We start from the raw sequence: 19,920 nt of genomic DNA on the forward strand, positions 1-19,920 counted from the left end.
TTTTATCCTTATCCTAGTTTTTTAAGTGCCTCTTTTATAAGATCGCTCGTGTTTTCACTCTTACAATCAGGCAAAATTTTTACTATCTTCTCACGCTTAAAGCCAAGCGCCTCAAGTGCCAAAAGTGCCTCATTTTGGTAGCTTGGCACGCTCTCGTCGCTTATTAGTTTTGCATCACTTAGCTCGGCTATTATGCGCCTAGCTGTCTTTGGTCCGATGCCTGGCACGCTTTTAAAAGTGTCTGCGTCGCCGCTTATTATGGCGTTTGTAAATGCCTGCGAGCTAAGGCTTGAGCAAACCGCCATCGCTGTGCTAGCCCCTATCCCATTTAGCTTGATAAGCATCTCAAACATCTTTTGCTCGTTTGCGTCTAAAAAGCCGTAGAGTAAATTTGCGTCCTCTCTTATGATCTGCGTTATGGCAAGCTCGACTTTTTCGCCTTTACTAAGTTTTGCTGAGCAAAAAAGCGAGATGAAAATCCCATAACTTACGCCGCTATTTGTCTTAAGTATGGCAAATGCAGGCTCTTTTTTTGTAACGACGCCTTCGATTGCTTTTATCATCATTTAACCTTTTGTTCCATGAAATTTATATCCGCGTAGTCTTCAAGTTTGTTTGACTTTTTGATCTTGTATTCGACCTCGCCGCCGTTATCAAATTTATCTAGCGTGATGACGTGAGCGGTCTCGTTTTGCTTCGAGACGTAGGTGACGTTTTGTGGAGGATCGACGATGACAAATCTTATCTCATTTAGCTCGATCCAGTTGCCTCTGTTTATCACTTTGGCTGAGAATATGCCATTTTGCATCATCTCAAGCTCATCTTTTAGATCAGAAAGCAGCTCTTTTTTCTCTTTAAAAATTCTAAGCAAGGTGTTGTATTCATTAACGAGCCCTTGATACTCTTTTAACTTTTTCATAAATGTAACTGGCGGTATCACTTTGGCTTTTGAGAGCTCTTCGATCTTAGCTTTTATCGTATATATCGAGTCTTTGTTCTCGTTGATGACATTTTTCTTGCTCTCTATATTTTTAAGAAGTGTTGAGAGTTCAAGCTTGGTGCTCTCTATCTTGCTTAGCTGATCTTGCGTAGCCTCCGCACTCTCAGGCATCTTACTAGCGTCGATGATAAATTTATTATCAGTGCCTTTTAGATATCTAACGTCGATTAGGTGCGAGGCTGTGATGGTGCAGTTTGAGCCAAGCGTGTCTATCTGGATGTTTTGAGCCGTTATCGAGCCACCAACTACGCTATTTATCTTTACTCTTTTTGCTATGACCGTGCCACCTTCTAGCCTATCTATCTCGACGCTTTCAGCCTCAACCTTGCCTATATGGATAGAAATTTTGGCGTGTTTGGCGTAAATTTTAGCCTTTTGGTGAGTTTGACCGCCGATATTTACATCGTTTGCCTTGACCATCGCATTTGCGCCGACATTTCCCTTTACTTCGATCTCATCAGCCTCAACGATGATGCCAGTGCCGATAGCGTCTTTTATCGTGTCAGTCTCACGAACTACTAATGTGACGTTTGTGTCGGTGCCTGCTTGGATAGAGCCAGTCGTTTTAAAATTTGCTTCATTTATCTCTATGCGCTCTTCGATGTCAAAAGAGCCGTTTTTCTCGACCACGTAGCCTGCTTTTTTAGCGATGTATTTCACACTTTCGTCGTTTTCAACACGCTCTATGTTTTCGCTTATACTGATCTCTTTTCCGCTATCTTCTTGTGGTTTTGGCACCTCTATGAGCTTGCCTCTTACGTCGCGTCCATTTGCCCCCTCGTGAGACTTTTTCTCCTCCATTATCACTTCATCTTTTGCCACGCCAAAGACAAAGCCCCTATCAGCGTAATCAACCTTATCTTCTTCTTTTATATCATCAAGTTTATCTTTGTAGTAGTAGATGATCTTAGCATCGATCGCCTTTTTAGGGTTGATGCCTTGGGTTAAATTTAGCGTGTAGTCCTTGTCAAGCTCGCCTTTTACGTGGATTATCGAGGCGATTTGCTTTAGCTCCTCTTTTAGCTTGCCGATCCTTATGCCTATTAAAATTTGAGCCTTCATAAGCTGTTTGGCGATGTATTCATAAAGCTTATCTTCGTAGTGCTGCTCATATTCGCACTCTTTGCTCGCTCTAACCTTTGCGATAACCTTTGTGATGGTTGAATTTACGCCTATATCAATCTTTGGTAGCTTTGGCGTGGCATTTAGCCTCACGTCAAAAAACTCCACGTCATAGACCTGCTCGATCTCTAGCGTCTCGTCAAGATAAAATGTGTTGTCATCAAAAAAGCTTAAATTTTCTTCAGGGACAAAAACTGGCTCGACGTTATCTTTATTTTTATAGTAAGTTAAGATATTTGAGAGTTTAAAATCTATAAATTCTACCGGCACGCTGTATTGTTTGCTTAGCTCTTTAAGCGATAGATAAGGTGTTGAAGTTTGAATTTGCGTTGGCGGTAAAAATCTCTCGTTTTCTTGCACGTTTTCGCTCAAATTTGATCCATTTCACATAAAATTTTGGCTCTTATTATCTCTAAAACTTTATTAAATTTGGGTTATGTAAGCTTTAAAGCATCTTTTGTTACTATTGCGTTTTTAAATTTACTAGGTGGGCGATGTTTATAAAAGGCTTTTTTTCAAACTCAGTTGGCATCATGACTTCAAGGATTTTAGGGCTTATAAGAGATCTTTTAACGGCTTCTATTCTTGGTGCTGGCATATTTAGCGACCTCTTTTTTATAGCATTTAAGATACCAAATTTATTTCGCCGCATCTTTGGCGAGGGGGCTTTTACGCAGGCGTTTTTGCCAAATTTTGCAAATAACAAGAAAAAAGCGATCTTTCAAGCTGAAATTTTTATCAAATTTCTACTTTTTATAGGCGTTTTGACGCTTCTTGTAAATTTATTTACGCCCTACTTTATAAAGATCATCGCAAGCGGCTTGAGCGAGCAAAATATCACAGACGCAGTGCCACTTGTGCGTATAAATTTCTACTATCTAGCACTTGTTTATATCGTAACTTTCATGGGTGCGCTACTTCAGTATAAAGGGCACTTTGCCACAACTGCATTTTCTACTGCGCTACTAAATTTAGCCATGATAGCTTCACTACTTTTGGCTCGTGGCAAGAGCGAGAGCGTGGTCGCACTTTATCTTAGCTTTGGCGTCGTTGCAGGCGGCATTTTGCAGGTTTTAGTGCATCTAATCGCTATGAAATTTAACGCCTTAAATAAAATTTTTTGGGGTGGTCTAAGCGGATATTTTAAAGGCAAAAGAGCGCAGAGCAAAGGCTTTTTTATAAATTTCTACCATGGCTTACTTGGCTCAAGTGCGATGCAAATAAGCGCATTTATGGATACTTGGCTAGCTAGCTTTTTGGTAAGTGGCTCGATAAGCTACCTTTTTTATGCAAATAGAATTTTTCAGCTCCCACTTGCTATCTTTGCTATCGCGCTCTCTCAGGCACTCTTTCCAAAGATCACCAGACTTTTAAAGCAAAAAGACGAAGCCAACGCCCTAGTTTGGACAAAAAAGAGCTTTTACCTGCTACTTTGCGCCCTGCTAGCAGCCACGATCGTAGGCGTTGTGCTAAGCGAGTTTATCATCTGGCTCTTGTTTGAAAGAGGAAATTTCGTAAAGGCAAATACCATTGAGTGCGCCAAGGTGCTAAGCGCTTATTTGGTGGGGCTCACGCCATTTGGACTGGCTAAAATTTTCTCACTTTGGCTCTACGCAAATATGAAGCAAAAAGAGGCAGCCAAAATTTCTATCATCTGCCTTGTGATAAATTTGATCCTAGCTGTCATTTTGATGCAGAAATTTGGAGCAGCTGGCCTTGCATTTGCAAGCTCGCTTGGGGGATTTTTGCAGCTTATTTTATATATAAGAGCCTTTGGAGCTAAGCGATTTTTAGCTATAATCGAGCCTAAATTTATAGCCGCTATCGCTGTTGCGGCGGTTTTGCTCTATTTTGGTTTAACATTTTTAAAGGATATATTTAATGCGAATTTTTGATACTTCTAAAAGAGAAAAGGTTGAGTTTAGCCCTATTAAAGATGGCGAAGTTAGCATCTATTTGTGCGGTCCAACAGTCTATGACGACGCGCATTTGGGGCACGCAAAGTCAGCCGTTAGCTTTGATCTTTTAAGAAGGGTCTTAAAAGCGCTTGGCTACAAGGTCAAATTTGCAAGAAACTACACCGACATCGACGATAAAATTTTAAATAAAATGGCGCAAACCGGACAAAGCCTAGAGGAGATCACAAACAAATATATAGCGCACTATGAGAGCGACATGGGCGCTTTAAACGTGCTTGATCCAGACTTTAAACCAAAGGCTACGCAGTGCTTGGAGGCGATCATTAACTACATCAAAGTGCTTATGGATAGAGGTGTGGCGTATAAAACGAGCGATGGAATTTACTTTGACACGAGCAAGGATAGTGGCTATTTTAGTATTAGTGGCAAGGATAACAACACCGATCTAATCGCACGCGTAGTATGTTTTTGCGAGAAAAGAGATGAAAAAGACTTTGTGCTTTGGAAATTTGACGAGAAATGGTACGAGAGCCCATTTGGCAAGGGTCGCCCTGGCTGGCACACTGAGTGCGTGGCGATGATAAGGGAGTTTTTAAGCGATAAAGAGAACGAGGAATTTGAGATCGACATCCACGCTGGCGGTATCGACCTGCTCTTTCCGCACCACGAAAATGAGGCAAGCCAGTGCAGATGTGCCTATCATAAAAATTTGAGCAAATACTGGATGCACAACGGATTTATAAAAGTAAATAACGAAAAGATGAGCAAGAGCCTAAACAACAGCTTTTTCGTAAAGGATGCCCTAAAAAACGTTCATGGCGAAGTGCTTAGATATTACTTGCTTACGAGCCATTATAGGGCTCATTTTAACTATTCAGATGAAGATCTAGTAGCTTCAAAAAAGAGACTTGATAAAATTTATCGCCTCAAAAAAAGAGTTGATGGCGTGCAGGCTGGCATGGCAAATGAGAGCTTTAAAAGCGAGCTACTTGAAGCGCTAAGCGATGATCTAAACGCTTCAAAAGCGCTTGCAAGCGTCGATGAGTTTGTAAAAACGGCAAATGAAAGACTTGATAACAACCCAAAAGATAAAGCATATAAGGCCGAAGTGGTGGCAAATTTGGGTCTTATAGGTGAAATTTTAGGCATTGCTGTCACAAACTATTTGGAGTATTTTCAGTTTGGCGTAAGTGACGAGCAAAAAGAGCAGATAAAGAGGCTTCTTGATGAGCGCGCGGTAGCTAAAAAAGAGAGAAATTTCGCAAGGGCTGATGAGATAAGAGACGAGCTAGCAAAAATGAATATCTCTATCATGGATACGCCAAATGGCGCAGTTTGGGAGAGAAATAATGAATAATTTTGGCTTAAAAGATGTGCTAAAGCGCTTTGGTCCTTATTTTAAAGACTACATCCCACACTTCATCTTTGCCATCATCGGCATGGGGCTTGCCAGTGGCGGAACGGCGGTAAGTGCCTATCTTGTGGAGCCTGTGCTAAATAAAATTTTCGTTGAGAAAAACGAAAAGCTACTTTACATCTTGCCTTGCGCCATCATCGCAATCTACGTGATAAAAAACATCGGAACCTTTATGCAGGCCTATTTTACGGCATATATCGGGCAAGATACGATTAGAAGATTTCGCGAAAAGATGGTTGCAAACCTTTTAAATTTAGATATGGATTTTTTCAATGAATTTAGAACTGGCGAGCTAATCAGCAGAACAACAAACGACATCGACCGCATAAGATCGATAGTATCAAGCATCATACCTGAGCTAACAAGAGAGTCAGTCACCATCATTGGGCTTCTTTGCGTCGTTATCTATCAAAGTCCAAAGCTGGCGTTTTTCGCCCTTGTCGTCATGCCAGTGGCGATCTATCCGATCTCGCGCCTTGCTAAAAGGATGAAGAAAATTTCAAAGCAGTCGCAAGAAAAAACATCAGACATCACCTCTGCGCTTAGTGAAATTTTTACAAATATCGAGATAATCAAAGCAAATAACGCCCAAGAATACGAGCATTCACGCTTTGTTGATGAAAATAACAAATTTTTTAGGCTAAATTTAAAAAGCGTCAAGATCGAGCAGCTAGTAAGCCCGCTAATGGAGACCATAGGCTCAATAGGCGTGGCAGCAGTAATCATCATAGGCGGCAAAGACGTCATAGACGGGCATATAAACATGGGCGCATTCTTTTCATTTCTAACAGCGCTTTTCATGCTCTACACCCCGCTAAAACGCATCGTAAATATCTATAATAAGATGCAAGATGCCATCGCAGCGAGCGAGAGGACGTTTTTCTTGATGGATAAGGTAAGCCAGATAAAAGATGGCCAAAATGAGCTAAACGAAGAGATAAATTTGATCAAATTTAACGACGTCCGCCTAAGCTACGGCGACAAAGAGGTCTTAAAAGGGATAAATTTAGAGGCAAATAAGTCAGAATTTATAGCCCTTGTTGGCTCAAGTGGTGGCGGAAAAAGCTCGCTTATGAATTTGCTTATGAGATTTTACGATGTAAATGGCGGAGAAATTTTGATAAACGGCACAAATTTAAAAGATATCAAAATTCACTCACTTCGCCAAAATATCGGACTTGTAACCCAACGCGTCTATATCTTTAACGACACAGTTGCTAAAAACGTGGCTTACGGCAGAGAATTTAATGAAGATGCCGTGATAAACGCACTAAAACTAGCAAATGCTTACGAATTTGTAAGCAAGCTTGATGATGGCATAAACACTATCTTAAATGAATTTGGCACCAACCTCTCAGGCGGTCAAAGACAGCGTATCGCCATAGCAAGAGCACTCTATCAAAACCCGCAAATCCTCATCTTTGACGAGGCTACATCAGCACTTGATAACGAGAGTGAAAAAGAGATCACAAAGGCCATAAACAACCTTAGAAGCAAAAAGATCATCTTTGTCATCGCTCACCGCCTAAGCACAGTTGAAAATGCCGATAAAATCGCAGTTTTAAGTGATGGCAAGATCATTGATAGCGGAAGCGACGAGGAGCTTAGTAAGAGAAATGAAATTTATGCAAAACTTAAGGGCAAAGCCTTAGTTTAAGGCGATTTTTGCTAAGATTTGCGTAAATTTTTAGGCATTTTAAAGAGGTTAAAATGAGCTTAAACTACGATACTTTAAAATCTATATTTTTCAAATTTGATCCTGAAACTGCCCACAAGATCGCTGAAGTCGCGATGGTCGGAGCAAATAAAATATTCCCTGGCTCGCTAAGCTTTTTAGCGCACAAATGCGTGGTCGATGACAATGCGCTAAAACAAAATTTATTCTCAAGCACCTACCACAACCCAGTTGGCATAGCTGGCGGCTTTGATAAAAACGCCACGATGTTTGAGGCGCTAACGGCTCTTGGCTTTGGGCATTTAGAATTTGGCACATTTACGCCAAAACCACAACCCGGCAACGCAAAGCCTAGGCTTTTTAGGCTCATAGACGAAGAGAGCATTCAAAATGCAATGGGCTTTAACAATGAAGGTTGCGAAGCTATCAAAAATAGAGTAAAAAAGATATATCCTTTTACCATACCGATCTGGGCAAACATCGGTAAAAACAAGGTTACGCCAAATGAGGATGCGATAAAAGACTATGAAATTTTAGTAAGAGAATTTAGCGAAATTTGCGATACATTTGTCATAAATGTTTCGTCGCCAAACACGCCAAATTTAAGAGCTTTGCAAGATGAGAGCTTTATAAAAGAGCTTTTTAGCGTCATTTTGCCACTTACTAAAAAGCCGATCATCTTTAAAATAGCTCCCGATATGAGCCACGAAGATGCGATCAGGCTTTGTAGCTGCGCGGTAGAAAACGGCGCTAGCGGCGTGCTTGTTTCAAATACAAGCGTTGATTACTCACTCTCTCACTCGTCAAATTTAAAAGATTTTGGCGGACTAAGTGGCAAGGTGATCGCTCAAAAGTCAAAAGAGATATTTAAAGCCGTGGCAGACGAGCTTTATGGCAAGACGACACTTATCGCATGTGGCGGCATAGATAGCGGAGCTGACGCCTATGAGCGCATAAAAATGGGGGCAAATTTGGTCCAAATTTTTACAAGCTTTATCTTTAAAGGGCCGATGATCGCAAGAGATATAAATTTAGAAATTTTAGAGCTTTTAAAAAGAGATGGCTTTGCCTCTATCAGCGAAGCAGTCGGCGCAAACGTTAAAAAATAGAGGGCAAGAGATTGATAAAATTTAATAAATTTAAACTAGACAACGGACTTGAAATTTATCACGTGCCAGTAAATCCTGGCTCGAAGGTGATAAGCGTCGATGTTTTTTATAAAGTTGGCTCCAGAAACGAAGTGATGGGTAAAAGCGGCATCGCTCACATGCTAGAGCATCTAAATTTCAAATCAACCAAAAATTTACGTGCAGGCGAGTTTGATGAGATAGTAAAGGGCTTTGGCGGCGTAAATAACGCAAGCACGGGCTTTGACTACACTCACTACTTCATAAAAGCCTCAAATGAAAATTTAGACAAAACGCTTGGTCTTTTTGCCGAGCTTATGAAAAATTTAAGCCTAAAAGATAAAGAATTTCAGCCAGAGCGCGAGGTGGTGCATGAGGAGCGCAGGTGGCGAACAGACAACAACCCTATGGGATATCTCTACTTTAGGCTCTACAACCACGCATTTATCTACCACCCATACCACTGGACGCCGATAGGATTTATAAAAGATATCGAAAACTGGAAGATCGCTGATATAAAAGAATTTCACGCTACATATTATCAGCCAAAAAACGCCATTTTGATGATAAGTGGCGACATCGGCAAAGACGAGGCATTTAGGCTAGCTAAGAAAAACTTTGGCGGCGTAAAAAACAAAAGAGCTATCCCAAAACTACACTGCAAAGAGCCTGAGCAAGACGGCGCAAGAAGGGCTATCATCTACAAAGATAGCCAAACGCAAATGCTAGCTATCGCTTATAAAATTCCAGACTTTAGGCATGCTGATCAAGTGGGGCTAAATGCGATAAGCGAATATCTAGCCACTGGCAAAAGCTCCATTTTACAGCAACGGCTTGTCGATGAGCTCATGCTTGTAAATCAAATTTATGCTTACAATATGAGCTGCGTTGATGAAAATTTATTTATATTTTTAGCAGTTTGCAACCCAGATGTCGAGGCGAGCGCGGTTGAGGCTGAAATTTTAAAGATCATAGATGATCTAAAGAGAAAGCCGATCGACAAAGAGGATGTTTTAAGAGTTAAAAATTTGATAAAAACTGATTTTATCTACTCATTTGAGAGCGCAAGCAAGGTGGCGAATTTATACGGCTCATACCTTGCTAGAGGCGACATAAAGCCACTTTACGAGCTTGAAAAAAACATAGATAAGATAGATGCCAAGCTTTTAAAAGAGATAGCAAACAGATATTTCAATGAAAAAACTAGCACGACAATAATCTTAAAAAAGGAATAGACGTGAAAAATTCGCTTCAAGGTGCGATGACAGCACTAATTACGCCATTTAAAAATCAAAAATTAGACGAAGCCAGTTTTGAAAAACTGATAAAAAGACAGATAAAACACGGCATAGACGTCGTTGTACCAGTGGGAACTACTGGCGAGAGCGCGACACTAACACATGATGAGCATAGAATTTGCATCGAGATCGCAGTAGATGCATGTAAAGGCACAAATGTCAAGGTGCTCGCTGGAGCTGGTAGCAACGCCACTCACGAGGCCATAGGTATCGCTAAATTTGCCCAAGCTCACGGCGCTCACGGCATCCTATCAGTCGCTCCTTACTACAACAAACCAACTCAAGAGGGGCTTTACGAGCACTACAAGGCCATCGCAAATAGCATAGAAATTCCGGTGCTTCTTTACAACGTCCCAGGCAGAGTTGGCGTAGATATCTTGCCAGCGACCGTTTTTAGACTTTTTAAATATTGCCAAAACATTTACGGCATCAAAGAGGCGACAGGAAGTATCGATAGATGTGTCGATCTACTAGCTCACGAGCCTGATTTAGTAGTCATCAGCGGCGAAGATGCTATAAACTACCCTATCCTCTCAAATGGCGGAAAGGGCGTCATCTCAGTCACTGCAAACCTCTTACCAGATCAAATTTCACAGCTTACGCACCTTGCGATGAACGAAGAGTACAAAAAAGCAAAACTGATAAATGACAACCTCTACACGATCAATAAAACGCTCTTTTGCGAAAGCAACCCGATACCGATCAAAGCGGCGATGTATCTAGCTGGGCTCATCGACTCTTTGGAGTACCGCTTGCCACTTTGCAAACCGAGCAAAGAAAATTTCAAAAAGATCGAAGATGTTATTAAAAATTACGAAATAAAGGGATTTTAATGAAGGACACACTAAACGAATTTAAAGGTAAAACGCTAGTTATTAGCGGCGGCACTAGAGGCATCGGCAGAGCCATAGTCGAAGAATTTGCAAAAGCTGGCGTAAATATAGCATTTACCTATAACTCAAACGAAGAGCTTGCCAAAGAGCAGGCAAAAGAGCTTGAGGCTACTTACAAGATAAAAGCTAGAGCCTACGCGCTAAACATCCTTGAGCCAGAAACCTATAAGGAGCTATTTTTAAAGATAGATGAGGACTTTGACAGGGTTGATTTTTTCATCTCAAATGCTATCATCTCAGGCCGCGCAGTAGCTGGTGGATACACTAAATTTATGAAGCTAAAGCCAAGAGGTATAAACAATATCTTCACAGCAACCGTAAATGCCTTTGTCGTAGGCGCACAAGAAGCTGCAAAACGCATGGAAAAAGTGGGTGGCGGTAGCATAATCAGCCTAAGCTCAACTGGAAATTTGGTCTATATCGAAAACTACGCAGGCCACGGCACAGCAAAAGCAGCTGTTGAGGCGATGGCAAGATACGCTGCGACCGAGCTTGGTGATAAAAACATCCGCGTCAATGTCGTAAGTGGCGGCCCTATCGAGACAGACGCGCTAAGAGCCTTTACAAACTACGAAGAGGTACGCGATATGACGGCAAAGCTTAGCCCTCTAAACCGCATGGGACAGCCGACTGATCTAGCAGGAGCATGTCTATTTTTATGCTCGTCTAAGGCTAGCTGGGTGACTGGACATACATTTATAATAGATGGTGGCACGACTTTTAAATGAGAAATTTGAAATTTATAGGCATAAAGGCATATTTGTGAGTTTAAATTTACCAAATACACTGGCATTTTTTAGGATATTGCTAGCTCCACTTATGTTTTTTATGCTCGTAAATGCACCAGAAATTTTTGCGCAAATTCATATAAGCTGGATAAACTACTTCGCGGCTCTCATCTTTGTGATCGCCTCGGTCACTGACTTTTTTGACGGATATATCGCAAGGTGCTGGGATCAAAAGACCAAGCTTGGCGCTATCCTCGACCCACTAGCTGATAAGATGCTGATACTTGCGGCATTTTTGGGTCTCATGATGCTTGGCAGAGCGAGCGCTTGGGCTGTTTATCTTATCTTGGTAAGAGAGTTTTTTATAACTGGCTTTCGTGTCGTGATGGCAAGTGACGGCGTAGAGGTTGCAGCTTCGATGGCTGGCAAGGTTAAAACCGTTTCGCAGATGTTTGCGGTTGGATTTTTACTGATGAGCTGGCCTGGTGGCGAGCTTTTGCTCTGGATCGCTGTTGCGCTCACGCTTTATTCTGGGTTTGAGTACATTTTTGCCTACGTAAAAGCGATGAAAAAGAGTTAAATTTGAGCTGTGACCTGCAAGAGATTATTTTAAAACGCACTGCAAATTTAGAGCCAGCGCTGCAAAAACAAGCCAAAAAACTAAATCAAAAGATCATCAATACATCTTTTTATCATAATGCCAAAAATTTAGAAAAGATCGGCAGCGTGATAAGCCCTGAGCTAAATGAGTTTTTACTAAGCTGCGCTTTAGAATACGACAAAGCCCATGCAGATAAATTTGATACGTTTGATAACGACGTTGAGACTTTGCGTGGCATTTGGAGTGCGATGAGCTTTTCAAAAAGCCCTGACATTTTAGACTATCTGAGCATGCAAGCAACTCGCTCGGTATCGCACCGCTCGTTTGCCCACAGATATATCTTTGAAATTTTACGCTTGCAAGAGAAGGCTGGCCGTTCGCATCCACTACTTGCAAAGCTTTATGACTATTATGATGACTTGCAAGCAAAACTGCCTATATATGAGCTTTTGTGCCGTATAGGCGTGAGCCCTGCTGATCCTTATGATTTTAATATATCGCTAAATGCTGTAAATTTTGGTTACTGGTTTAGCAACCAAGGCTTAAGCGATGAGGAGCTAGCTAGCAAATTTCACTTAGAAATTCGCCTTTTTGCACCATTTGTGTATGATCACACATTTGAGATAGAGCTTAGAAACGACGCTGTGCCAAAGGCTAGAATAAATTTTAACGATGGTGGCTTGAGCTTTTTGCAAGAGCTGCCAAATGACGTTTTGCCCTGCCCTGATATACTAAATTTACAGCCATTTGTTGGTCAAGTGAAGTCACGTTTTAATGTGAAATTTGATCTAGACGATAAAGACAAAAGTTATTTTAGCGTCAGCAAAGGGCTAAATAGAGCCAAAATACTCTCTTGGCTAAGAGAAATTTTCGCCTAAATGGTAAGGCAAATTTGAGAGTAAATTTATAAACTTTGGCTAAAATCTCATCAATTTTTTCAAAAAAAGGTAAGTTTTGAAAGGTATTCTCTTCACGCTAGCCCTGCTTTGCCTTGGGCTCTATGCGTATTCGTTTTATTTTTTAGTGACCGTTTTAGCCATTAGTTTTCTCATATTTTTTCACGAGCTTGGCCACTTTTTGGCAGCAAGATCGCTTGGAGTAAAGGTAAATACCTTTAGCATCGGCTTTGGCGAGAAAATTTACACCAAAAACGTTGGCGGCACCGACTACTGCCTAAGCGCTATCCCACTTGGCGGATACGTGCAGCTAAAAGGGCAAGACGACACTGACCCAAAGGCTAAAAACTACGACGCCGACAGCTACAACGTGCTAAGTCCCATAAAGCGCATTTACATCCTTTTTGCAGGGCCATTTTTTAACTTTATCTTGACGTTTTTTATATACCTTTTGCTTGGATTTATCGGCGTTGAGAGGCTTGCGCCAAGTGTCGGCCACATAACTGAGGGCTCGGCAGCTGCGAGCGCTGGACTAGTTAAAAACGATAAAATTTTAGCGATAAATGGCGTAAAAATAAACGAGTGGGATGAGATCAGCAAGAACGTAAAGCTTGAACCTAGCGCCATTTTGATAGACCGCAACGGCTCGCAAATGACTATAAATTTAACACCAAAGATAGGCGAAACGGTAAATTTATTTAATGAAAATGTGCAGCGCCCATTGATCGGCATCCAGCCAAATGGCGAAGTGGTGAAAATTTATCACACAGGTTTAGAGAGCCTAAAATTTGCCTTTAGTGAGACGATCGAGGCTTCAAAACTCATCTTTAAAAGCTTTGAAAAGCTAGTCGTTGGAGCCGTGCCACTAAAAGAGGTCGGCGGTATCGTGCAGATCGCTGATGTCACTTCAAAGGCCGCTAAGATCAGCCTTAGCGTGCTTTTAACCATCGTAGCGCTCATCTCTGTAAATTTAGGCGTGCTAAACCTTTTTCCGATCCCTGCGCTTGATGGCGGACACATTTTATTTAACATTTACGAACTAATTTTTAGACGCGAGGTAAATGAGCGGGTGCTTGTCGTACTCACCTACTGCGGCTGGGCGCTGCTGCTTGGCATCATGGTGCTCGCGACCTTTAATGACATTATGAGATTAAGCGGAGGTTTATGATGATAGTTTTAAAAGATCTACTTGAAAAGATAGAAAATTTAAGCAAAGATGTGACGCTGATAGCCGTTAGCAAAAATGTGACATGTACTGAAGTAAGGGAGCTTTACGCACAAGGGCAGAGAAATTTTGGTGAAAATAGAGTCCAGGAGCTAGCCAAAAAAGAGCTAGAGCTGCAAGATTTCACTGACATCAAATGGCACATGATCGGCCGCCTGCAAAATAATAAAATCAATCAAATGATAAGCCTAAAACCAGTGCTTTGGCAAAGCTGTGATAGCTTCGAAAGAGCCCTAGAGGTCGATAAAAGGCTTAGCTACAAACTAGACACTTTACTTCAGATAAACTCGGCCGATGAAGATACAAAGCAAGGTGTGAGCGTCGCAAATGCGGCTGAAATTTATGAGCGCATCCAAAGCGAGTGCAAAAATATAAATTTAAAAGGCGTGATGAGCATCGGAGCGCATGTGGATGAGCCAAAAGAGGTGCAAAAGAGCTTTGAGCTAACATATAAAATTTATGAGAGCCTAAAGCCAAAAGGCGCAACTATCTGCTCGATGGGCATGAGTAGCGACTTCGAACTAGCGATAAAATGCGGCTCAAATATGATCCGCCTTGGAACAATGCTATATCTATAAATTTGTCCATTTTTGGGCAAATTTACCCTTCTACTCCTTTTTTAAATTTTAATCTAAGTTATATGATTTTATAATGCAGTTAAATAAATTTTTAACGATAAAGGAGTAAATGTGTTTAAAAATTTTATTCTAACTGCTGTTGCGATCTTGTTTATCTCTGGTTGCGGTAGAGCTGAAAAGATAGCTAGGATCGAGCAAAAATGTGCAAATAATGAAGCTGTTTGGTGTTTAAAGCTTGGTAAAACATATGCCAGAAGAGACATCAACAAAAGTGTCATGTACTATCAAAAAGCTTGCGATCTAGGCGATAAAAGGGGTTGCTATAGACTTGCGGTTTTACTAAACTCAAAATCAATCAACTCAAAAAAAGATAATGAAACGATCGTAAAATCATTAACCAAATCATGCGATCTTGGCACACCAAAAGCTTGCTTTGAACTTGGCGAATACTACGAAGATGACCCAAAAATGCAAGGCAAAGCAAATGAGCTATTTGCAAAATCATGCGAACAAAGATTTGGTCTTGCTTGCTATAAACTAGCTGACTTTTACGGCGAAAAAAACGATGCAGCCACTCAAAAAAGTTACCTAGAGCTAGCGTGCAAATACCGCTATAAAGTAGCTTGCGAAGAAGTAGGCGAAGATAAAAAATAAATAACATTTTTTGTGGGGACATATCTCCCCACATTTTCTTAAACTCAAATTTTACTGGAACACCTTTTGCTTTAAACTATAAAAGAAGCTAGGAGATCAAGCCATGAATGATATTAGCATCTTAAGCACAAATGTAAATTCATACACCAAGCAACAACACAAACAAGGCAGGTCTGCAAATTTTAGTGATATCTTTAACCAAAAGACCAAAGAAGAGAGTAGTAAGCCAAGCCAAGAGCCTGCTAAATTTACTTATACCACTTCTTCGCAAAACAGCCTTATCTCTTTAAATTTCAGTGATCTTCAAGCTTATGGCTACACAGTGGATAAAGCTGGCTTTATGGGAGCTGACTTTAACAAAGCTGCAGACTTGCCGCAAGACTTTAAAATCCACAAAAGCACACTTGATGAGCTTAGTCGATTTGCCGAGCGCAACCATGTGCTAAACCGCATCAAGAGCAAAGACGAGCAGATAAAGATCTTTGATAACATCGATATGGCCGACACTATCAAGCACTACTACAGACTATTTGACCAAATGACGTCTAGCGCTTTAGGTGATGATAAAAAGAGCTACACCCTTGCAGATATAGGCAAACTACCAAAAGGCTACAGCACAAAAGGCACTCACTATGATGCCAAAGGACACTTACTAAAAGATCTATCAAACTCTACTATCTCAATCATCTACTCTAGCACCGATGAGCTAAATAGCGCCAAAACTCTTAGCAAAGAGCTTTCAAGTACAGGCGTTAGGCTCATAGTAAAAGAGATTGATTTTACGATGAGCGAGGCAGGTGACGAGTTTAGTTTTAATCCTGATATCTCTTTTTATAAGTTAGATGAAGGTTATAGTAAAGAGGCTCTTTTTATGGGATTTTTACGTAGTTCTAGGCCGCTACCTAGTGATAATAGTGCAAAGACTAAGCTAAGTAGCGCTGCGCTAAATAATATCTCAAGCACTGGAGAACATAAAGAGTACTTTGTGGATTTTGAAAAAATGGGTAAGGACAATGAGAGTATAAAGGCGCTCATAAAAGAAAGGCTTAAAGAGCTAACCCTTTTAATGTATGCAAGATCAAAGAACATTAGCACAGAAAGTATTGCCTCAAACGAATATGAGAAATTTAAGCCAACTAGAGAGGATATAAATTCTCTAGCAAAATCTTGGAGTGAGAGGATAAGTTCTATTAGTAAGAGTTTTGTGTAGAGATAAGTCATATATAAACTAAATTGTTAAAAGGTCGATTTACCAATTAAGAAATTTTCACTCAAACAAATTTTGAAAAATAGTTGAGTAGTTTAAAACTTACTAAGGATAGTAAAATGCAAATTTCTAGCTCGCCGTATCCTTATCTGTCTAGAGAGCACATAGCTAGTGAGATGGGGTTTAAATTTAACGATATAAACGAGATCCTTGATAACAATATGGGATATGGTATGAGCTTTCCTAAATACGCAAGGCTTGATAGAAAAGCTTAAGCTGCGGCTTATGATAGGCACATATATCCGCTATCTGGCTTTACAAAAGGCGATGAAGCAAAAGTCACTATCATAGGAAGGCTTAGAGGCTATGATCCTGACTTTACAAGCGAGCAGTTATCAGATCTTAAAAATTTCATAAATGAAAGCAAAGGTTTATTTGTAGAATACATACAAGGTCAGCAAGCAAAACCAGACAATGATAAGCCAAAAATTTTAAGAGATACCCCATACACTGTAAATGAATTTTTAAATGAGTATCGTGGCAATCGCCAGCTGCTATTTATGCAAAACTCAAGGACTGTTGATCTGCTTGATAGCGATATGAGCGTTGATGAGTTTAAAGAGGAGTGGGCTAAATATACATTAAAAGAGCGGTTTAATATAACTTTATCTGGCGAAGATGCTAAAAATGCTGTCAATATACTAAAAGAGATGAATGAAAAGGGCATTCAGGATATAGAGAGCGTTGAAGAAGAAAAAGACGACACCAAAGAGAAAAAATTTACTCCTATCCAAGCTGAAAGCAAAAACACTGAAACTTATGACATTACTAAGGATGAGAAATTTTCATATTTACTCAAGCTTCAAGAGCTTGAGAGAGAACGAGGCATCGATGTGCTTCGCATTATGCAAAAGCTTGAAGAAAATGGTAAAAAAATTGTCGATAAAAAGGTTTAAATTTATCTTTGTATTTAGCGCAAGCCGCCACTAAGTTATCCTATGACAAGATAGAGGATGATCCTCGTTCTGCTTTATTTATCAAGCCATCTTATTTAAAATTTGCTTCTTATCTATCTTTTGCATAAGCTCTAAGACGTCTATGCCTCTTTTTTCTTTGAAATTTAAAAGCTCTCTTGCATAGAGGAATTTTTGATCCTTGTTTATATCATAAGTCTCATACTTCTTCTTAACCTGCATAGGTTTAAATTTCTTCTCATTTTGCTCTTTGGCAAAATTTGCATTGTATTCTTGTTCTTCTTTGATTATCTGCTTTCTTTGCTCTTCAACATCCTTTGTTGCTTTTTCTCTTGCTTTGGCAAATAATGTTTTAAATTCATCTATGCTTAGGTCGGTTCTATCTAAAAGACTAAGCGACTCCTTGTTTTCATTTGGATAAAGAGAAGACATGCTATCCATAAAAGCTCTTAGGTCAGCCTCCTCTTCTTTTGTGCCAAGACCTATTAGTTTGCCCATCATGGTTGGCTTGCCATCAACAGAGTTTTCCTTTAATATATCAGAATACATTATAAGGACTTGATCTTTTGCTTCTTCTAAAGTTTTTGGCTGTTTCATCGACATGGCGTTGCGATCTTGTTCGGTATTGTAACGCTTAGAAAGCATATTATCTATTTTGCTTATCGTTTTTGCAACCCAATTATCTTCATTTTCGTCTATGTCAATAATCTCTTTTATGCTCTTTCCAACTGGACCATACCATAAAGCTTCTATTTTGGCCTTTTCATCATCTTTGGTATCTTTAGGGATATTTTCTTTTTGGATAGTGTTATCTTGTATTGGTGTATTGCTAAGTCCGTTTATGCTAGTTATCACTTCAAGTTCCCCTTACGCCTTTATATCAACATCTTTTTTTATGCCAAGCATATCTACTAGATATTTTCCAGCTGGGTTTTCGTTTAGCTCTTTTACTAAATTTAAAGGTGGCATGCTAAATTTTAAAAAGCTATCCATAAAGTCTTTGCTTTTTTTGCCGTCTTTGTCTATCTCACCAAAGAGTAGCTTTAGCATTTTTAGATTATGCTCCATCATCTTTTTAAATGAGAGTTCGTCTTCTTCATATCCCCTACGTCTATCTTCAGGAGTGCTGACAAAGCCACTTTCTAAGTCGATATAGACAAAGTCTCTTTTAGATCTGATGTGATCTTGCATATATTTAGGCATGCCAGCTATGTCATTATCAGTAGCATTTATAAAGCCAGGTCCAAATTTCATCTCACCCATTAGATCAAACAGCTCAAATGCCCTATTAAATTCTTTACTATCTATGCTTTTGTCATAGCCTTCTCTTTTGCCTTGTGCTGTTGTCTCGCCCTCTCTTACATCAAGGTTGTTGTTTATAACGGCTGCTATAAGTCCGCCTTTAGTTATTGAGCCGTCTTTATTAGTGTATTTCTCTCCATGCGGATCCATAAATATACCAATGACCGTGTTTTCTTTGCCGCCATTGTTGTTATTAAAGATATCAGTTGTTGGTTTTAATGGCTGTCTGCCGTCTCCTCCTTTAAAGCTTGGGTTGAAAAAAAGCGTGCTTATCATCTGCTTATTTGACTCTTTGCCGTTAAAATCAGCCGCAGCCGAGCCAAATTCATGAATGGAGTTATGAATTTTTGTTACTTGCATACTTTGGCGGTTATAAGAAAAGCCTTGAGGGAAATTTCTTATCTCATCTAAGCTAAAGCTATCTTTTGAGTTTAGTGTGTCTTCGCCAACTACTTGGGAGAGGACTTTGTAGGCATTATTTACGGTTTTTAGTATATCGATGCTGTCAAAAGCCCTTTGCATATAGTCAGACTGCGTCTCTATCCTGACTAATGACTCCAGCGTGCTTGAGTGAATTTTATAATCACTTGGTATGCCAGCTTGTTTATTAAACTCATCTGTAAAGTAGCCATCTTTATCTACCTTGTAGCCTAAAACCTCTGAGCTTGTTTGGTTGGTAGAAACTTTGGTTGATACCTTTATGTTCTGCTCTAAATTTAAGGCGTAACTACTAAGTGCGTTTATCATCTAATATCCTTTTGGCTTCATGCTAAAGATATCGTCTTTTTTGTGAAAAGTTTTATTTTGCCAAGGGTTTTTAGTATGCATAAATTTACTCCTAAACTCTCGTATCTACCTTTTTATAAAGCCTATCTTTGCTAGATAGTTCTTTAAATTTGAGGTCGTTTTCAAGGTAGGTGATGTTATAAATTTCTTTGGTGGTGATGCTTTTGCCGTTTTCAAGTCCGATTAGGAATTTGCTTGTAAAATTATCAGAGAGGTTTTTAACATCAGGCGTCACGGCCAAGACTAAAGATAGTATACCAAGCTTATGCTCTTTTGGCTGTCTCGCGCTCTAGCTCTTGTCACCAATACTTATAGCTATACCACCACCTGCTTTTGTGTTTTTAGTCATGCATCTATTATGTCTTTTGTATTGGATTAAAATTTTGCGTCATCAAATAGCGCTTTTTGTAGAGTTTTAACCTTGAAGCATAAATTTACTATACCTATATCTTTACTATTTAATAAATACATTTTTATTTAAAACTATAAAACAACTATACGTATTACATTTTTAACCA

Annotated in this window: 20 protein-coding genes; 15 read left to right on the top strand and 5 right to left on the bottom strand. The window is 39.8% G+C overall.

All coding sequences use genetic code 11. From position 1 onward, the window contains the following. Nucleotides 1-8: 8 nt before the first annotated feature. On the bottom strand, nucleotides 9-563 hold the full coding sequence (gene ruvA, locus CVT00_RS05275) for a Holliday junction branch migration protein RuvA (protein ID WP_021085097.1): 555 nt from the start codon (nucleotides 561-563) through the stop codon (nucleotides 9-11). After that, nucleotides 563-2,494, bottom strand: coding sequence for a flagellar assembly protein A (locus CVT00_RS05280; RefSeq protein WP_107915701.1), 1,932 nt, complete (start codon nucleotides 2,492-2,494; stop codon nucleotides 563-565). The genes ruvA and CVT00_RS05280 overlap by 1 nt, the downstream gene beginning before the upstream one ends. 122 nt (nucleotides 2,495-2,616) lie before the next feature. Between CVT00_RS05280 and murJ the strand changes: the two genes are divergently transcribed. The 15 genes from murJ to CVT00_RS05355 all read left to right on the top strand — a co-directional run bounded on the left by murJ (nucleotide 2,617) and on the right by CVT00_RS05355 (nucleotide 17,296). Further along, nucleotides 2,617-4,017 (top strand): murein biosynthesis integral membrane protein MurJ, encoded by a 1,401-nt coding sequence (gene murJ, locus CVT00_RS05285; protein ID WP_107915703.1) that lies wholly within the window; start codon nucleotides 2,617-2,619, stop codon nucleotides 4,015-4,017. Continuing rightward, nucleotides 4,004-5,398: a cysteine--tRNA ligase gene (cysS, locus tag CVT00_RS05290; protein ID WP_107915705.1), complete on the top strand. Its 1,395-nt coding sequence runs from the start codon at nucleotides 4,004-4,006 to the stop codon at nucleotides 5,396-5,398. Before murJ ends, cysS begins: the two co-directional genes overlap by 14 nt. Further along, nucleotides 5,391-7,115: an ABC transporter ATP-binding protein gene (locus tag CVT00_RS05295; RefSeq protein ID WP_103558000.1), complete on the top strand. Its 1,725-nt coding sequence runs from the start codon at nucleotides 5,391-5,393 to the stop codon at nucleotides 7,113-7,115. The genes cysS and CVT00_RS05295 overlap by 8 nt, the downstream gene beginning before the upstream one ends. Nucleotides 7,116-7,168: 53 nt before the next feature. Further along, nucleotides 7,169-8,242 carry a quinone-dependent dihydroorotate dehydrogenase gene (locus CVT00_RS05300; RefSeq protein WP_103558001.1) on the top strand — a complete coding sequence of 358 codons (1,074 nt, stop codon included), beginning with the start codon at nucleotides 7,169-7,171 and terminating at the stop codon, nucleotides 8,240-8,242. An 11-nt stretch (nucleotides 8,243-8,253) separates the two neighbouring features. After that, nucleotides 8,254-9,495 carry a M16 family metallopeptidase gene (locus CVT00_RS05305; protein ID WP_103558002.1) on the top strand — a complete coding sequence of 414 codons (1,242 nt, stop codon included), beginning with the start codon at nucleotides 8,254-8,256 and terminating at the stop codon, nucleotides 9,493-9,495. 26 nt (nucleotides 9,496-9,521) lie between these two features. After that, a complete protein-coding gene (gene dapA / locus CVT00_RS05310; protein WP_430516359.1) occupies nucleotides 9,522-10,391 on the top strand; it encodes a 4-hydroxy-tetrahydrodipicolinate synthase in 870 nt (289 codons plus the stop codon). Continuing rightward, on the top strand, nucleotides 10,391-11,179 hold the full coding sequence (locus CVT00_RS05315; RefSeq protein WP_103558004.1) for an enoyl-ACP reductase: 789 nt from the start codon (nucleotides 10,391-10,393) through the stop codon (nucleotides 11,177-11,179). The genes dapA and CVT00_RS05315 overlap by 1 nt, the downstream gene beginning before the upstream one ends. A gap of 34 nt (nucleotides 11,180-11,213) precedes the next feature. Then, nucleotides 11,214-11,759, top strand: coding sequence for a CDP-diacylglycerol--glycerol-3-phosphate 3-phosphatidyltransferase (gene pgsA / locus CVT00_RS05320; protein WP_103558011.1), 546 nt, complete (start codon nucleotides 11,214-11,216; stop codon nucleotides 11,757-11,759). A 2-nt stretch (nucleotides 11,760-11,761) separates the two neighbouring features. Further along, the gene (locus tag CVT00_RS05325) at nucleotides 11,762-12,658 is read left to right on the top strand and encodes a hypothetical protein (RefSeq protein WP_103558005.1); all 897 of its coding nucleotides are present in this window, start codon (nucleotides 11,762-11,764) and stop codon (nucleotides 12,656-12,658) included. A 76-nt stretch (nucleotides 12,659-12,734) separates the two neighbouring features. Next, entirely contained in the window at nucleotides 12,735-13,844 is a 1,110-nt protein-coding gene (gene rseP, locus CVT00_RS05330; protein ID WP_103558006.1) for an RIP metalloprotease RseP, read from the top strand. Further along, entirely contained in the window at nucleotides 13,841-14,479 is a 639-nt protein-coding gene (locus CVT00_RS05335) for a YggS family pyridoxal phosphate-dependent enzyme (protein WP_181000472.1), read from the top strand. Before rseP ends, CVT00_RS05335 begins: the two co-directional genes overlap by 4 nt. A 111-nt stretch (nucleotides 14,480-14,590) precedes the next feature. Next, on the top strand, nucleotides 14,591-15,133 hold the full coding sequence (locus CVT00_RS05340) for a tetratricopeptide repeat protein (protein ID WP_107915709.1): 543 nt from the start codon (nucleotides 14,591-14,593) through the stop codon (nucleotides 15,131-15,133). 103 nt (nucleotides 15,134-15,236) lie between these two features. Beyond that, the gene (locus CVT00_RS05345) at nucleotides 15,237-16,343 is read left to right on the top strand and encodes a Cj0814 family flagellar-dependent secreted protein (protein ID WP_230853722.1); all 1,107 of its coding nucleotides are present in this window, start codon (nucleotides 15,237-15,239) and stop codon (nucleotides 16,341-16,343) included. A gap of 116 nt (nucleotides 16,344-16,459) precedes the next feature. Beyond that, complete coding sequence (locus CVT00_RS05350) at nucleotides 16,460-16,615, top strand: hypothetical protein (protein WP_181000473.1); 156 nt, start codon at nucleotides 16,460-16,462, stop codon at nucleotides 16,613-16,615. 285 nt (nucleotides 16,616-16,900) lie between these two features. Continuing rightward, nucleotides 16,901-17,296 (top strand): hypothetical protein, encoded by a 396-nt coding sequence (locus CVT00_RS05355; RefSeq protein ID WP_181000474.1) that lies wholly within the window; start codon nucleotides 16,901-16,903, stop codon nucleotides 17,294-17,296. A gap of 81 nt (nucleotides 17,297-17,377) precedes the next feature. On the opposite strand, the gene CVT00_RS05360 is transcribed toward CVT00_RS05355, so the two are convergent. From CVT00_RS05360 to CVT00_RS05370, 3 genes are all read right to left on the bottom strand, one after another. After that, nucleotides 17,378-18,169: a cell surface protein gene (locus CVT00_RS05360; RefSeq protein ID WP_103558008.1), complete on the bottom strand. Its 792-nt coding sequence runs from the start codon at nucleotides 18,167-18,169 to the stop codon at nucleotides 17,378-17,380. Between the two features lie 12 nt (nucleotides 18,170-18,181). Beyond that, nucleotides 18,182-19,363: a Cj0814 family flagellar-dependent secreted protein gene (locus CVT00_RS05365; RefSeq protein ID WP_107915711.1), complete on the bottom strand. Its 1,182-nt coding sequence runs from the start codon at nucleotides 19,361-19,363 to the stop codon at nucleotides 18,182-18,184. Nucleotides 19,364-19,454: 91 nt separating this feature from the next. Further along, a complete protein-coding gene (locus CVT00_RS05370; protein ID WP_141090396.1) occupies nucleotides 19,455-19,637 on the bottom strand; it encodes a hypothetical protein in 183 nt (60 codons plus the stop codon). Nucleotides 19,638-19,920 lie beyond the last annotated feature (283 nt).

The organism is Campylobacter concisus, from assembly GCF_003048675.2.
Taxonomy (GTDB): domain Bacteria; phylum Campylobacterota; class Campylobacteria; order Campylobacterales; family Campylobacteraceae; genus Campylobacter_A; species Campylobacter_A concisus_F.